Consider the following 15,183-nt stretch of genomic DNA (forward strand, 5'->3'; position numbering starts at 1 on the left):
AAACGGGTTGTCAAAAAGTAAACAAAAAGGGCGCAAAAAGCGCCCTTTGTTGTATTTGGGTTTAGAGTTGCTGCTCGAACTTTTCGTGCAGGGTCAGCACCTTATCTTCCGGCGGCCAAATCTTGCTCACCAGAACCCCCGCCAGGGTGGCAAACAGGAAGCCCGGCAGGATCTCGTAGAGATCGAACAACCCGCCGCTTAGGGGTTTCCAGATCACTACGGTGGCCGCGCCCACCACAATGGTGGCGATGGCGCCCTGGCGGCTGTAGTGACGCCAGAACAGGGCCAGCAGGATCACCGGGCCGAAGGCGGCGCCGAAGCCGGCCCAGGCGTAGCTCACCAGGCCCAGCACGCTGGACTCGGGGTTCAGGGCGATCACCGTGGCGACCACCGCCACCGCCAGCACCGTCAGACGACCCACGGCGACCCGCTCCTTCTCGCTGGCCTCGGGGCGGATCCACTTGCGGTAGAAGTCCTCGGTGACCACCGAGGAGCAGACCAGCAGCTGGGAGTCGATGGTGCTCATGATGGCGGAGAGGATGGCGGCGATCAGCATGCCGGCGATCCAGGGGTTGAACAGCACCTTGGACAGCTCGATAAAGACGGTTTCCGGGTTGGTCAGCGGGCTGCCGGCGAAGTGGACGGCGCCGGCCAGGCCGGTGGCCAGGGCGCCGATCAGGGAGAGCACCATCCAGCCCATGGCGATGCGGCGGGAGGTGGGCAGGTCCGCCACCCGGCCGATGGCCATAAAGCGCGACAGGATGTGGGGCTGACCGAAGTAGCCCAGGCCCCAGGCCATCAGCGAGGCGATGGCCAGCACCGTGGTGCCCTCCGGCAGCAGGGCCAGCATCGCCGGATCCAGCTCGGCGGTCGGGGCGTCACTGCCGAACACCACCATGGGCACCAGCAGCAGGGCCAGCAGCATCAAAATCCCCTGGAAAAAGTCGGTCCAGCTTACCGCGAAGAAACCGCCGACAAAGGTGTAGGAGACGATGATGGCGGCGCCGATAAGCAATGCGGTGGTGTAATCCAGGCCAAACACCTGCTCGAACAGGATGGCGCCCCCCACCATGCCGGAGGAGGTGTAGAAGACGAAGAACAGCAAGGTGGTGGAGGCCGCCACCAGGCGCAGCAGGCCCTTATCGGCGAAGCGACGCTCGAGGAAGTCCGGCAGGGTCAGGGAGTCCTGGGTGAACTCGGTGTAGACCCGCAGACGCTTGGCCACCAGGTGCCAGTTCACCCAGGCCCCCAGCACCAGGCCGATGCCGATCCAGGCCTCCGACAGCCCCGAGAGGTAGACGGCGCCGGGCAGCCCCAGCAGCAGCCAGCCGGACATGTCCGAGGCGCCGACGCTCAGGGCGGTGACCGCGGGCCCCATCTTGCGTCCGCCGAGGATGTAATCCGAGGAGGTGGAGGTGGCCTTCCAGGCCAGGGTGCCTATCACCAGCAGCAGGATGAGATAGGCGAAGAAGGTGATCATGGTGGCGGTCGGTATCATTGTTATATTCTGGTGTTTTCTATCGAAATGCGAAGTGATGCTAACAGAGGAGTGTGATGGTGGCCAGCAAACGGGATTCAGACGCAAAGTGGTTCTGGATGGCGTTCGACGAGTTGGACGGGCATCGGCTCTACGCGCTGCTGCGCCTGCGCGAGCAGGTGTTCATGCTGGAGCAGAACAGCCTCTACGAGGACCTCGATGACCAGGACCAGGCCGCCGCCCACCTGCTGGTGGAGCAGGGGGGGGAGCTGGTGGGCTACCTGCGTCTGCTGCACGTGCAGGCGGGGCCGCTGAAGCTGGGCCGCATCGTGCTGAGTCCGAGCGTCCGGGGCAGCGGTCTGGGCCCGACGCTTATCCAGGCGGGCATCGACGAGGCGCACCAGCGCTTTCCCGGTCGGCCCATCAAGATCTCCGCCCAGCTGGCGCTCAAGGACTACTACCAGCGCTTTGGCTTTGCGGTGTGCTCCGAGCCCTACGACGACGGTGGCGTGCTCCACCTGGACATGGTGCTGGAGTCGCCATAAAAAAACGGGCCCGATGGCCCGTTTTCCTTTTCTGTGGGTTCAGAGGCTCTGGTAGCCGGCTTCCACCCGCTTGAGCACCGGCTCCAGGGGCTGGCCCTTGTCGCCGACGATGGCCAGATGCACCTGGCCGCGGTCCTCACCGATGCCGTGGTAGCGCTGGTCGGCAAACTGGGCCGGCAGCGACATCTGGCTCTGTTTGGGGATGACAAACAGGGTCACCCGGCCCTGTTCGGAGCCCATCACCACGTGCAGGCTGCGGATCCCCTCGAAGTCGCAGTAGTTGGCGTAGTAGATCTGACCGGGCAGTTCGCTGAACTGACCCCCGAAGCTGGCCAACTTGGTGTTGAGGGCAGTGAGATCCACCCGCTCATCCACGGTATCCACGTAGCCGGCTTCATGGGCCACGTGGGCCAGGGCGTGCTGGCCCAGATCCGCCGGCCCCTCTTTAATAACCGCCAGTGACAGGCCCACGGCGAAGGCCACCGAGGCGGCGGCCGCCATCTGCCAGCGATGGCGGCGCTTTTGCACCCGGTGTACCGTCAGGTTCTGTTTCAGCAGCAGCCGCTCGGCCAGGTCTTCGGGCACCGGCACTTTGAGGCTCTGCTCCAGTTGGCGATCCATCGCCTGCAACTCCTGAATAAAGTCCGCGCGACTGTCGGCTTCTTCGATGGCGGCGAGGAAGTCGTCGTCACGCTGATTGGGATCGGCGTAAGCCCGGCGCCGAAATTCCAGTTCATCCATTGCTGTGACCCCTTGATGCTTGAGTGGGATTGAGCGCTTCCCTAAGTTGATTGCGGGCGCGGAACAGGCGTGTCATCACGGTGTTGCGGTTCAGCTCGAGGATCTCGGCGATCTCTTCTCCGCTGAACCCGTACATCACCTGGAGGATGAGGGGCTCCCGGTATTCCGGGCTGAGCATCCGCATCTGTCGGTGCAGCACCTGGTGGTCCGCCACCTGCTCATTGGAGAGGCTGTCCTGATCCGCCACCTGACACTGGTCGATGTCGGTCAGATCCAGCTGTTTGCGCTCGAAGCGACGGGCGTTTTCCCGCCGCAGGATGGTGATCAGCCACGACTTGGCCGCCTTGTCATCCTTGAGTGAGTCCAGGGCCTTCCAGGCACGCAGGAAGGTCTCCTGAACCAGATCTTCCGCCACGGACGCGTCGTGGCACAGCCAATAGGCGTATCGGTAGAGATCACCGTGCAGGGCGCGCACCAGCGTCTCGTAGCGTCGTTGTTTGCTGATCATGTCTGAGGAGACCGCAGCAGTGCCTGTTTTCTTTCCTAGCCAGTTCAACATTTTTCCATCCTGCTGGAGCGAGGTGCCGGGCCCCCGCTATGACTCCATTCTGGTGGTGGGATCCAGCGGCGGCAAGGGCCCTTCGCCCTCCCCGGTGCTGGACTGAGGCAGGGCCTTGAGGGCCGCGTGCAGGGACTGCCCCTGCCATTGGGCGCTCTGGGCACTGTAGCGGCTGCGTTGCAACGCTTCCAGTGGCGCTGCCAGAGCGGGGTAGAGGGTCGGCAACTGGGCCAGGGAGACCGCCCGACCCTGGTGTTCGCTGGCCCAGCGAGGCAGCAGGGCCAAGGTCTTGGCGGCGTCGTTGGCGCGACAGGCGACCAATAGAGCCTTGAGGGAGGCGCTGGGAGCCGGTGCCGAGGGTGGCACGCTTGGCGATGCTGGAGCCTGGCCGCGACGCCAGCCCCACACCAAAGTGGTCAGCCAGGCCAGGGCCAGCGCCAGGCTGACCCAGGGCCAAAGGCCGGGCTCGGCCACCGGCTGAGTTGGCGGGATCTGGGGCGGGGCCAGGGTCGGCGCGGGGGCGTCCAGGGGCGCGCCGGCCAGGCCGGTGACGGTCACCGTCTTGGCGGGCACCGTCACCCAACTTTGCTGATTGAGCTTGGCGTTCCACCAGGGCACCCGGATCTGGGGCAGCGTGTAGGTGCCGGGCTGGGCCGGAACCATCGCCATGCTCTGCTGCAGCCGGGCGATCAGCTGACCGTTTTGCACCCCACCACTGCGTTCGGCCTTGTCCGGGTAGAGGCGGAAGCTCTCGGGCAGGCTGACCTCCACCTCCCCCAGGCTCTCCTCCACGGCGCCCACGGCGGTGAGGGTGAGGGTTCGGGTGATGGGCTGGCCCACCTCGAACTGACTGTCGCCCTCCAGGCTGTCGCTGAGAGTCACCAGATCCGCCGCCAGCCAGTGGCCCTGGTAGGCCGCAGGCTTGGGTTTGACGGTGAGGGTTTGGGGCTCTCCCTGGATTGCCATGGGGCGGGATTGGGCCCGGCCGAAGAGATCGCGCCGGGCGCTGGGCACCATGACGTCCCCCTCGAAGCTGGCCGCCTCCAGGGTCAGCTGACCGGTGGTCTGGGGCACGATGACGTAGTCGCGTTCCACCACCCGGTATCGCCGGCCCTTGATGATCTGGCTCTGCTCCCGGTCCTGCCCCAGCTGCCGCACCAGGGCGTTGTCCAGGCTGGGGGCGTTGAGGGCGCCGCGCTGTAGATCCGCCCCCAGGTAGAGGCGTACCGTGGCCAGCAGGGGCTGGCCCAGCCAGACGCTCTGGGAGGCCAGCTCGGTGTCCAGGAAGATGAGCGGCGCCTGACCATCGGCGGCCTCCTGACCCCGGGCCAGTACCGTCAGCTCAATGGGGGCGGAGCGGATCCCTTCCACCTCCAGCGCCGGAATGGTCAGGGTGCCCGGCTCCCGGGCCAGCAGCATGATGGTCCAGCGGGTTTCCCGCCGGGCGTCGAAGTTGACGATCTGGGTGGATCGGCTGACCTGGGTCTGGCCTACGGCAAACTGGCTGAGCAGGGCGCTGGTGTCCAGAGCGTTGCTGTCCAGGTCGTCGTCGGCCACCACCTCGAGAATGAAGGACTGGCCGGCGGTGACCGGGTTCTGATCCACGGTGGCCTGCAACTGGGTGAGGGCCCAGGCCGGTGAGATCAGCAGGGTCAGCAGACACAGGATCAGTGACCGAAAGGCGTTGGGACTTACCACTGGGTTCGCTCCGTATTGATGGTGCCGTTTTGTCGGCGGCGCTCGTATTCCAGCTCCATTTTATTGCGCAGCAGCCGGGCCGGGTCGTCGGGGACCTGATTGAGCAGTTGCTGAAGCTGCTCCTCCCCCAGATCCCCATCCCCCATCTGGGCGGCACTGGCCTGGGCGTCGGGTTCGGCCTCGCTTTTCGACTCCCCTCCGGTGGGCGGCGGTGTGGCCTCCTCGGCCCTGTCGCCGTGGGGATCGTTGGCGGGCTCACCTTGCTGCTGATCTTGGGGCTGAGGCTGCGGGGGCGTTTGCGACTCTCCCTCTCCCGTGGCGGGGTCCTCAGGCGAGGCACTCTCCTGGGCGTCGCTGGGGGATTCGCTGTTGCCCGTCGGCGGCGCGTCCTGGGCGTCGTCGCTGCCGGATTGATCGCTTTGCTCGCCGTTTTGCGAGGGTTGGTCACCGCTTTGCTCGGGCTGCTCCTCCCCGTCCTTTCCCTGTTCGCCGGCGCTGTCAGAGTCCTGGGGCGGGGGCTGCTGGGCTTCCACCCAGGCCAGGTTGTCCTTGGCCTGCTGGTGCTCCGGTTGCTGGGCCAGTACCTGGCGGTACCGTTCGGCGGCTTCCGGATAGCGTTGCAACTGAGCCAGGGCGTTGCCCTGGTTGTAAAGGGCGTCCACGCCTTCGGCCTGTTCGAAGGCGTCCAGGGCCTGCTGGTACTGACCGGCCCGGTAGTGGGCGCTGCCCCGCCAGGCGGGGGAGTCGAACTGCTCCGCCGCTTCGGCGAATTGGCCCTGGTCAAACAGGTCCTTGGCTTTTTGATCGTCGGTTTGCCACCAGGCGGCCTGGGCCGGGGGCGGGGCAAGCCACAACGCCAGGGGCAGCAGCGCCAGCAGGGCCTGGCGTCGCAGGGCCCAGGCCAGGGGCAGCAGGGCCAGCACCAGCAGCTGGCCGCCGCGGTCACGCCACTGGCTGTGCTGTTGCTCGCTGCGGTTGGCGCCACCGGCGGCATCCAGGGCGGTGAGGGGATCGAGCAGGGCGTCGATGTCACCGCTGCCGGGGCGATAGCGCACCAAGCGACCGCCGCTGGCCTCGGCCAGACGTTCAAGCAGGTCGAAGTTGGTGCGGGCCAGGGCCACGCTGCCGTCCCGGCCGCGGATCAGCTCGCCGTTGGGGGTTTGCATCGGGCTGCCCTCCGCCGTGCCCAGGGCCAGGATCTTCAATTGCCAGGGCTGACTCCGGGCCAGGTCCATCGCCGCTTCGGCGTGCTCGGGCAGCAGGTCATCGATAAGCAGCACGATCTCTCCCTGCTGGTATCCGGCGTCCCGCAGCAAGGTGTCAGCCTGGGTCAAGGCGGCCGGCAGGTTGGAGCCGGGCACCGGCATGATCTCCGGGGAGAGGGCCGGCAAAAGGTTGAGCAGGGTGGCTCGGTCTTCGGTCAGGGGGGCCAGGGTAAAGGCATCACCCCCGTAGACCACCAGGGCCATCTCCCCCTCCTTGGCCTGGCGCAGCAGATCCGTGGCCTTGAAGCGGGCCTGGGTCATGCGGTTGGGCGGCAGATCCGTGGCCCACATGGAGAAGCTCAGGTCGATCACCAGCACCCGCCCCTGACCCAGTTGGTACAGCGGCACCTCCTGCTTGTCCCAACTGGGGCCCGCTAGGGCGAGGATGGCCAGCAGCAGACCCAGACAGAGCCAGAGTGGGCGCTCACCTTTCCCGCTTTGGCCTTCGCCGTCCAGCATCGCCGCCTGCAGGTGGCGGGGCAGCAGGCGCTGCCACACCCCCGCCTGGGCCTCACGACGCATCAGCAGCCACCACAACAGGGGCAGCAGCAGGATAAGCAGCAGCGCCCAGGGGCGCACCAGGTGGAGTTCAGCCATAGGCCCTCCGAAGCAGGCAGGCCAGCAGCAACAGCAGCGCGCCGCCCAGGGGCCAATGGTAGAGCTCGGTTTCCGGTCGCCACTGGGTGTCGTCCCGGGCCAGGGGCTCGAGCGCGTCCAGCTCCTGGTAGATGGCCATCAGCTGATCGGCGTCGTGGGCCCGGAAGTAGCGGCCACCGGTTGACTCGCTGAGCTGGGTCAGCTCGCTCTCCGCCCGGTCAAGATCCGTGGAGGGGTTCAAAGTGCGGGTGCCCAGCAGCCCCCGGCGGCGCACTTCGGCGGAGCCCACCCCGACGGTGTAGAGGCGCACCCCGGCCTGGCGGGCCAGGGCGGTGGCCTGGGCGGGGCTAAAGCGCCCGGCGTTGTTCTCCCCGTCGGTCAGCAGCACCAGCACCCGGGAGCTCTGCTCCAGCTCGGAGAAGCGTTTGACCCCCAGGGCGATGGCATCACCGATGGCGGTCTGCTGGCCCACCAACCCCAGTTGGGCCTCCTGCAGGAAGCGGCTGACGGCAAAGCGGTCGAAGGTCAGGGGGGCCTGGAGGTAGGCCTGATCGGCAAAGAGGATGAGCCCCAGCCGGTCGCCGTCGCGCCGCTCGATAAAGTCGCTCAGCACATGGCGGACCAGGGTGAAACGGTCCACCACCCGGCCGTTAAGCTCCATGTCTTCAATCTGCATGGAGCCGGAGAGATCCACCGCCACCATCAGATCCCGCCCTTCGCGCTTGAGGGGGACGGGCTCGCCCACCCAGAGTGGGCGGCTGGCGGCCAGCAACAGCAGCAGCCAGGCCAGGGCCGCCAGGTAGCGCCACAGCGGGTGGGGCAGAGGCGCCTGACCCAGCCCTTCGCTGGGCATCAGGGCCTGCGGCAACATCAGGGCGCGAGCCCGGGCGGCCCGGGCCCGGGGCAGCAACCAGGGCAGGGGCAACAGCAACAGGACCCAGGGCAGGGCGAGGCTCAGCATGGGCCCTCCTGGCGTGGTCGCCGGTCACCGAGCTTGGGCAGCACCCGGGCGCAGTGACGCAGCAGCGCCTCGCCGCCGTGGCCGGGTTCGGCCGCATAGGGGTTGCCCATCAGTTTCGGCCATTGGCCGCGCTCAGTGGGGGCCAGGGCGCGGTCAAGAAAGGCGTACCAGGGGTCGCCGCTGAGCTTGGCGACTCCCTCCCGGGGGTAGTAGGCCAGGCAGCAGCGTTTGAGCAGCGCCTGCACCTGGGCAGGCAGGGTCGGTTCGCTGGCCTTCAGCTGCGCCAGCTCCTGCTGCGCGGCCCGCAGCGGGGCCAGGCGGTGACGGCGGCGGCGATAGAGCCACAGCGCCAGTGCCAAAAGCGCCAGCAGGGCGAGGGGAATCAGCCAGACCCAAAGGGCCGGCCAGGGGCTCAGCGGCCCGGGCAGGGTAATGTCGTGCAGGGCGGCACCGGGGTTCATAACCAGAGCCTCCGCCACTGCTGCTCCAGCGGCTCGGTGGCGCTGATCTCACTGTAGGCCAGCTGGTGCTGGCGCACCCCCGCTTGTGCCAGGTCCCGGGCGGTTTGCCACTGTTCGGCCAGCTGGTCACGGCTGCGGCGATTGAGCCAGCCGGTCAGGGGCAGACCGGCGCCGGCCTGGCGTACCGGCAGGGCGCCTGGGGTTTGTTGCAGGCGATCAAACAGGGGATCGGTGAGGTTAAACAGTCGCACCTGGCCGTGGCGCTTGAGCCGGGACAGGGTGGTGAGGCTGGCCGGATCCAGCCCCAGGGTGTTGGTGATCACCACCACCAGGGTGCCGGGGCGGGCGAGGCGTTCGAGTCGGGCCAGGCCCCGCTCCCAGTAATTGGGCTCGCTGGGCCCCTGGGGCGGGTGCAGCTCCACCAGGGCCTCAAGCAGGGCCAGCAGTCCGGTGCGGCGAGCCCGGGGTTTGAGCTCACGGTGGCCATGCTCGCTTAAGATCAGCCCGCCGAGGCGGTCGCCGGCACTGCTGACGTGCCAGCCCAGCAGGGCGGCCAGGTGCGCCGCCTGCACCGATTGCAGCATCAGTTCGGAGCCGTAGCGCAGACGGTCCCCCAGATCGACGCACAGCAACACCGGGCGCTCCCGCTCTTCGCGAAACAGCTTGGTGTGGGCCTTGCCGGTGCGGGCGGTGACCCGCCAGTCGATGGTGCGCACGTCGTCACCGCTCTGGTAGCCGCGCACCTCGGCAAACTCCATCCCCCGGCCCTTGAGCCGGCTTAAGCGTTCACCGGCCATCAGGGCCCGGGCCTGGCCGCTGTGGTGACTCTGCACCAGGCTGCGATGCTCGGCACGGGCCAGCAGCTCCGGCAGGTTGAGGGTGACACCATCGCCGTGGCGGGGCAGGGCCAGGGGCATCAGGGCACCGCCACCAGTTTGAGGATGCGCTGGATCACCTGATCGGCGTCCACCCCTTCGGCCTCGGCCTGATAGCTGAGCAGGATGCGGTGGCGCAGCACATTGGGGGCCACCGCCTGGATGTCCTCCGGCGCCACATAGTCGCGCCCGCAGATCCAGGCCCGGGCCCGGGCGCAGCGCTCCAGGGCGATGGTGGCCCGGGGGCTGACGCCCCACTGGATCCAGCCGGCCAGGGTATCGTCATACTGGGCCGGCTGCCGGGTGGCCATCACCAGGGCCACCATGTACTGCTCCAGTTGTGGGGCCAGGTAGAGATCCAGCGCCTGGCGTCGGGCACCGAACAGCTCCTGCTCACTGATGGGCTCCGGCGCCGCCAGGGGGGATTGCAGTGCCTCGTTGCGGGACAGGGCCAGGATCTGCCGCTCGGTCTCGGCGTCCGGGTAGTCCAGGGCCAGGTGCAGCAGGAAGCGGTCGAGCTGGGCCTCCGGCAGTGGGTAGGTGCCCTCGTTCTCAATGGGATTCTGGGTGGCCATCACCAGGAACAGCTTGGACAGCGGATAACTGCGCTTGCCCACGGTGATCTGCCCCTCCGCCATCGCCTCGAGCAGGGCGGACTGAACCTTGGCCGGGGCTCGGTTGATCTCATCCGCCAGGATCAGATTGTGGAACAGGGGCCCGGGCTGGAATTCGAACTGGCCGGTCTCCTGGCGGAAGATGTCGGTGCCGGTGAGATCCGCCGGCAGCAGATCCGGGGTGAACTGCACCCGGTGAAAGTCGCCCTGGATGCAGTCGGCCAGCGCCTTGACCGCCCGGGTCTTGGCCAGGCCCGGCGGGCCCTCCACCAGCAGGTGGCCGTCGGCGATAAGGGCGATAAGCAGGCCCTCCACCAGGGCGGGCTGGCCCAGCACCATCTGCTGGAGATAGTGTTGGATCTGATTGAGTCGTTCCAGCTGCATGGGATCCTCGATTTTGTCTGGCGTCCGGGCTCAGGCCGGGATTACTGAAAATAGCCCTGGATCTCGCCCACCAGCAGGTAGGGGGCGGCGCTCAAAAAGGGGATCAGGCTGGCGCGAATCACTTTCCAGGCCGGGGCCCCGATGCGGTTCAGATGCAGGCTGTAGAAGAGGCCGTACCCGAAAAAGGCGGGGTAGAGCAGTATGGTGATCGCCACGTAGTAGCGCACCAGCATCATGGGGATCTCCGTCAGGCTGGTGGCCAGGGAGAAGTCCACCAAACCGAACCCCATCATCCAGAACAGCATCTGCACGCCCAGCGGCAGGTAAATAAGGGCGATCCAAACGGACAGGGGGCGGCGGCTGAGATTGGTGTCGGGCTTCATAAAAAAACTAACGTAAATCAGGGTAATCGCCGTTATATCGAGGTCAGGCGGCGGATTCAAGTGGCGCGGAACGCCCAACCCCCTGTCACAGGAGACGAAGGGATTCACACAACTGTTTGAAACTGGGCTGCGAAAAGTTAGAATCGAGTCACACTTTACTGGTCAGACCATCATGGATCACACTTTGAGCCCCGTCTGGCCCACATCGAGAGGAACCGCGATGAGTCGACGACAAGAGGTCAAAACCGCCGGGGGCGATCGCATCGCCATCGTGGCGGGTTTGCGCACCCCCTTTGCCCGCCAGGCAACGGAGTTTCACGGGATCAGTGCCCTGGACATGGGCAAGATGGTGGTGTCGGAGCTGCTCAGTCGCCACGACCTGGATCCCAAGGTGGTGGACCAGGTGGTCTACGGCCAGGTGGTGCAGATGCCTGCGGCGCCCAACATCGCCCGGGAGATCGTGCTCGGCACCGGCATGTCGGTGCACACCGACGCCTACTCGGTCTCCCGCGCCTGCGCCACCTCTTTCCAGTCGGCGGTCAATGTAGCGGAGTCGATCATGGCCGGCACCGTCGAGGTGGGGATCGCCGGCGGCGCGGACTCCAGCTCGGTGCTGCCCATCGGCGTCAGCCGTCGATTGGCCCACGCCCTGGTGGACCTCAACAAGGCCCGCACCCTGGGCCAGCGTCTGAACGTCATTAAGAAGCTTAAGCTCAAGGATCTGCTGCCGGTGCCCCCGGCGGTGGCGGAGTACTCCACCGGCCTCTCCATGGGACAGACCGCCGAGCAGATGGCTAAGACCCACGGCATCAGTCGCGAAGATCAGGACAAGATGGCGGTGCGTTCGCACCAGTTGGCGGCAAAAAGCTGGGATGATGGCCTGCTGACCGACGAGGTGATGACCTGCCATGTCCCCCCCTACAAGCACTACATCGAACGGGACAACAACATCCGCGCCGACATCCAGCTGGAGAAGCTGGTCAAGTTGAAGCCGGTGTTCGACCGCAAGCACGGCAGTGTCAGTGCCGCCAACGCCACCCCGCTCACCGACGGGGCCTCCGCCCTGTTGCTGATGCCGGAAAGCAAGGCCAAGGCCATGGGGTACGAGCCCATCGGTTACATCAAAAGCTATGCCTTTGCCGCCATTGACGTCTGGGAAGACATGTTGATGGGCCCCTCCTACGCCACGCCCCTGGCACTGGAGCGCGCCGGGATGAGCCTGGCGGATCTGGACCTGGTAGAAATGCACGAGGCCTTTGCCGCCCAGGCGCTGGCCAACGTCAAGATGTTCGCCAGCCGCAAGTTCGCCGAGGAGAAACTCGGGCGCAGCGACGCCATTGGCGAAATCGACATGACCAAGTTCAACGTGATGGGCGGCTCGCTGGCTTACGGCCACCCCTTTGCCGCCACCGGGGCCCGCTTGATCACCCAGGTGTGTCGTGAACTGAAGCGGCGTGGGGGTGGGACCGCCCTGACCACCGCGTGCGCTGCCGGCGGCCTGGGGGCCGCGATGATTGTGGAGGCCGAATAATGAGTGACAAGACTTTTAGCCTCGAGGTGGGCAGCGATGGCGTGGCCATCATCACCATGGACGTGCCCGGCGAGACCATGAACACCCTGCGGGACAGCTTCGCCACCGAGGTGCGCGATATGCTGGGCCAGATCACCCAGGACAGCGGCATCAAGGGGGTGGTGTTCACCTCCGGCAAACCCAACTCCTTTATCGCCGGTGCGGACATCGCCATGCTGGACGCCTGCCAGAGCCCGGAGGACGCCTACCAGATCTCCCGCGGTGCCCAGCAGCTGTTCGATGAACTGGCCAACCTTTCCGTGCCTGTGGTGGCTGCCATCCACGGCCCCTGCCTGGGCGGTGGCCTGGAGCTGGCCCTGGCTTGCGACTACCGCATCAGTTCCGACAGCGACAAGACGGTGCTGGGGGTGCCGGAGGTCCAGCTGGGTCTGCTGCCCGGCGGCGGCGGGACCCAGCGTCTGCCGCGCCTGGTGGGAGTGGCTCGCGCCCTGGACATGATGCTCTCGGGCCGACAGTTGCGCCCCCGGCAGGCTAAGAAGTTCGGCCTGGTGGAGGAAACCGTGCCACTGTCGGTACTGGTGGAGGTGGCCAAGGGCTACGCCCTCAAGGGCAAGCGCAAGAAGGTCAAACCCAATCTTAAAGGTGCCGAGAAGCTGCTGGAGAGCAGCGCCTTTGGCCGCAAGGTGATCTACGACCAGGCGGGCAAGAAGGTGCTGGCCAAGACCCAGGGTAACTACCCGGCGCCGCTGAAGATCATCGATTGTGTGCGCACCGGCATGGAGAAAAGCGCCAGCGCCGGTTACGAGGCGGAAGCCCGCCACTTCGGTGATCTGGTGGCCACCTCGGAGTCCGAGGCGCTGCGCAGCATCTTCTTTGCCACCACCGAGATGAAAAAGGAAAGTGGCGCCGGTGAGGCCGAGCCGCTGCCGGTGAACAAGGCGATGGTGCTTGGTGGCGGTTTGATGGGGGGCGGTATCGCTTCGGTGACGGCGCTGAAGGCCAAGGTGCCGGCCCGCATCAAGGACATTGCCGAGCCCGGATTGCAAAACGCCCTGGCCTACACCTACAAGCAGGTGGATAAGCGGGTCAAGAAGAAGCAACTGACCCCGGTCCAGCGCGACAAGGCGATGAGCCTGCTCTCCACCACCACCCGCTACGACGGCATCAAGGATGTGGACATCGTTGTGGAGGCGGTGTTCGAAGATCTGGGCCTTAAGCACCAGATGGTGAAGGACGTGGAAGCCCACTGCGGCGAACACACCATTTTCGCTTCCAACACTTCGTCGCTGCCCATCGGCCAGATCGCCGAAGCGGCCAGCCGCCCGGATAAGGTGATAGGCCTGCACTACTTCTCCCCGGTGGAGAAGATGCCCCTGGTGGAGGTGATCGCCCACAAAGGCACCTCCCCGGAGACCATCGCCACCACCGTGGCCTTCGCTCGCAAGCAGGGCAAGACGCCCATCGTGGTTCAGGACGGTGCCGGCTTCTACGTCAACCGCATCCTGGCGCTCTACATGAACGAAGCGGCCAACCTGCTGCTCGAGGGTGAACCCATTGAGGCGCTGGATAAAGCCTTGGTGAAATTCGGTTTTCCGGTGGGCCCTGTGACCCTGCTGGATGAAGTCGGCATCGACGTGGGTGCCAAAATTTCGCCGATTTTGGAGGGAGAACTGGGAGAACGATTCGCCGCGCCCGCCGCATTCGCCAAATTATTGGCGGATGAGCGTAAAGGGCGGAAGAACGGGAAAGGGTTCTACCGCTACGATGGTAAGGGCAAGGGCCGCAAACCGGTGGACGAGTCCGTCTACCAGGTGCTGGGCCTGACGCCGCAAGCGCGCTTGACCGGCTCGGAGCTGGCGGAGCGCTGCGTGGTGCAGATGCTCAATGAAGCGGTGCGCTGCCTCGAGGAGGGGATCATCGCCTCCGCTCGGGATGGCGACATCGGCGCCATCTTTGGCATCGGCTTCCCGCCTTTCCTGGGCGGGCCCTTCCGCTACATCGATGCCATGGGGGCGGACAAGCTGGTGTCCATCCTACAAGGCTACCAGGCGCGTTTCGGAGACCGCTTCGAGCCTGCGCCGACGTTGCTGGCGATGGCCGAATCCGGAGACCGGTTTCATTCATAGTCTGTGATCGTGATCGCTCCAGGGCGCCTTCGGGCGCCTTTTTCTTTCTTGGCCGGCGATTCTGTGTACAATGCGCCTTCGCCAATTGAAGGGGGTACGATGGTCTTCTGGTGTTGCCTGGCGCTGCTCAGTGCGCCGTTTTTCTATGTTGAAGCCGCGAAAGAGGGCATGACCCCACTGCGCTGGGGCATCAAAGCCCTGCTGCTCGGGCCCCTGCTGTGGCCGTTGTTTCAGGCCGAGCGTCAGCTGCACCGCCGTCGGCAGAGGCTCAACGCCACCGTCATGAAACCCTGATGGCGTTGGTGGCGCTCAATGCCACCAGCGCTCCGCTTTGACCACTTCCAGGCACTGCAGGCCCTGAGGCAGGGTGACTTTCTTGCGGCGGGGGTGGTGACCCAAAGCTTTTTTCAACAGTTCAATCATCTTTCTTCTCCCAATACCTGTCCCGAATCGTCGTTAAGCCACTTGCTTAGGCTTCAGCCAAGGAATGTTGTTGGTCTGAGGCTTGGGCTGGGGCTTCTCCTGGGCTTCTTTGATCCAGGGTACGGCGGCAAAAGTTTGTTCGGCGTGCTTCACCCAGGGAACACCCGCGATGTTCTGTTCGGCGTGCTTCACCCAGGGAACCCCAGCGGTTTCCAGCTCAGCGTGCTTGACCCAGGGCACCCCAGCGATGTTCTGTTCGGCGTGCTTGACCCAGGGCACCCCAGCGGTTTCCAGCTCAGCGTGCTTGACCCAGGGAACGCCAGCGATGTTCTGTTCGGCGTGCTTCACCCAGGGCACCCCAGCGGTTTCCAGCTCAGCGTGCTTGACCCAGGGAACGCCAGCGATGTTCTGTTCGGCGTGCTTCACCCAGGGCACCCCAGCGGTTTCCAGCTCAGCGTGCTTGACCCAAGGAACGCCAGCGGTGTCCAGCTCGGCGTGCTTCACCCAGGGCACCCCAGCGGTCTCCAGCTCAGCGTGCTTGAC

Annotated in this window: 15 protein-coding genes; 4 read left to right on the plus strand and 11 right to left on the minus strand. The window is 65.8% G+C overall.

The annotated features are described in order from the left end of the window. Positions 1–61 precede the first annotated feature (61 nt). On the minus strand, positions 62–1,498 hold the full coding sequence (putP, locus tag KUV81_RS12655) for a sodium/proline symporter PutP (RefSeq protein WP_222544210.1): 1,437 nt from the start codon (positions 1,496–1,498) through the stop codon (positions 62–64). A gap of 59 nt (positions 1,499–1,557) precedes the next feature. Between putP and KUV81_RS12660 the strand changes: the two genes are divergently transcribed. Continuing rightward, positions 1,558–2,022: a GNAT family N-acetyltransferase gene (locus KUV81_RS12660; protein WP_222544211.1), complete on the plus strand. Its 465-nt coding sequence runs from the start codon at positions 1,558–1,560 to the stop codon at positions 2,020–2,022. A gap of 39 nt (positions 2,023–2,061) precedes the next feature. Here the strand turns inward: KUV81_RS12660 and KUV81_RS12665 are convergent, their stop codons facing one another. Genes KUV81_RS12665 through KUV81_RS12705 form a run of 9 tightly spaced genes read right to left on the minus strand, consistent with a single transcriptional unit; the run spans position 2,062 to position 10,560 of the window. Further along, complete coding sequence (locus tag KUV81_RS12665; protein WP_222544212.1) at positions 2,062–2,763, minus strand: DUF3379 domain-containing protein; 702 nt, start codon at positions 2,761–2,763, stop codon at positions 2,062–2,064. Then, positions 2,756–3,322, minus strand: a complete 567-nt coding sequence (locus KUV81_RS12670) for a sigma-70 family RNA polymerase sigma factor (protein ID WP_222544213.1) — start codon at positions 3,320–3,322, stop codon at positions 2,756–2,758. Before KUV81_RS12670 ends, KUV81_RS12665 begins: the two co-directional genes overlap by 8 nt. A 36-nt stretch (positions 3,323–3,358) precedes the next feature. After that, positions 3,359–5,020: a BatD family protein gene (locus KUV81_RS12675; RefSeq protein ID WP_222544214.1), complete on the minus strand. Its 1,662-nt coding sequence runs from the start codon at positions 5,018–5,020 to the stop codon at positions 3,359–3,361. Further along, positions 5,014–6,882: a VWA domain-containing protein gene (locus tag KUV81_RS12680; protein WP_222544215.1), complete on the minus strand. Its 1,869-nt coding sequence runs from the start codon at positions 6,880–6,882 to the stop codon at positions 5,014–5,016. The genes KUV81_RS12675 and KUV81_RS12680 overlap by 7 nt, the downstream gene beginning before the upstream one ends. Beyond that, positions 6,875–7,843, minus strand: a complete 969-nt coding sequence (locus tag KUV81_RS12685; RefSeq protein WP_222544216.1) for a vWA domain-containing protein — start codon at positions 7,841–7,843, stop codon at positions 6,875–6,877. The genes KUV81_RS12680 and KUV81_RS12685 overlap by 8 nt, the downstream gene beginning before the upstream one ends. After that, on the minus strand, positions 7,837–8,304 hold the full coding sequence (locus KUV81_RS12690) for a DUF4381 domain-containing protein (RefSeq protein ID WP_222544217.1): 468 nt from the start codon (positions 8,302–8,304) through the stop codon (positions 7,837–7,839). Before KUV81_RS12690 ends, KUV81_RS12685 begins: the two co-directional genes overlap by 7 nt. Beyond that, positions 8,301–9,221, minus strand: a complete 921-nt coding sequence (locus tag KUV81_RS12695) for a DUF58 domain-containing protein (protein ID WP_222544218.1) — start codon at positions 9,219–9,221, stop codon at positions 8,301–8,303. The genes KUV81_RS12690 and KUV81_RS12695 overlap by 4 nt, the downstream gene beginning before the upstream one ends. Continuing rightward, complete coding sequence (locus KUV81_RS12700; protein ID WP_222544219.1) at positions 9,221–10,177, minus strand: AAA family ATPase; 957 nt, start codon at positions 10,175–10,177, stop codon at positions 9,221–9,223. Before KUV81_RS12700 ends, KUV81_RS12695 begins: the two co-directional genes overlap by 1 nt. A gap of 41 nt (positions 10,178–10,218) precedes the next feature. After that, entirely contained in the window at positions 10,219–10,560 is a 342-nt protein-coding gene (locus KUV81_RS12705; RefSeq protein WP_222544220.1) for a hypothetical protein, read from the minus strand. Positions 10,561–10,780: 220 nt separating this feature from the next. On the opposite strand from KUV81_RS12705, the gene fadI reads away from it, so the two are divergent. The 3 genes from fadI (at position 10,781) to KUV81_RS12720 (ending at position 14,511) form a co-directional block, all read left to right on the plus strand. After that, entirely contained in the window at positions 10,781–12,091 is a 1,311-nt protein-coding gene (gene fadI / locus KUV81_RS12710) for an acetyl-CoA C-acyltransferase FadI (RefSeq protein WP_222544221.1), read from the plus strand. Continuing rightward, positions 12,091–14,217 (plus strand): fatty acid oxidation complex subunit alpha FadJ, encoded by a 2,127-nt coding sequence (fadJ, locus tag KUV81_RS12715; protein ID WP_222544222.1) that lies wholly within the window; start codon positions 12,091–12,093, stop codon positions 14,215–14,217. Before fadI ends, fadJ begins: the two co-directional genes overlap by 1 nt. Positions 14,218–14,316: 99 nt before the next feature. Further along, positions 14,317–14,511 carry a hypothetical protein gene (locus tag KUV81_RS12720; RefSeq protein ID WP_222544223.1) on the plus strand — a complete coding sequence of 65 codons (195 nt, stop codon included), beginning with the start codon at positions 14,317–14,319 and terminating at the stop codon, positions 14,509–14,511. 162 nt (positions 14,512–14,673) lie between these two features. Here the strand turns inward: KUV81_RS12720 and KUV81_RS12725 are convergent. Beyond that, a partial coding sequence (locus KUV81_RS12725; protein WP_222544224.1) for a hypothetical protein occupies positions 14,674–15,183 on the minus strand: 510 nt, incomplete at its 5' end.

Source organism: Ferrimonas balearica (assembly GCF_019802085.1).
GTDB classification, from domain to species: Bacteria; Pseudomonadota; Gammaproteobacteria; order Enterobacterales; family Shewanellaceae; genus Ferrimonas; species Ferrimonas balearica_B.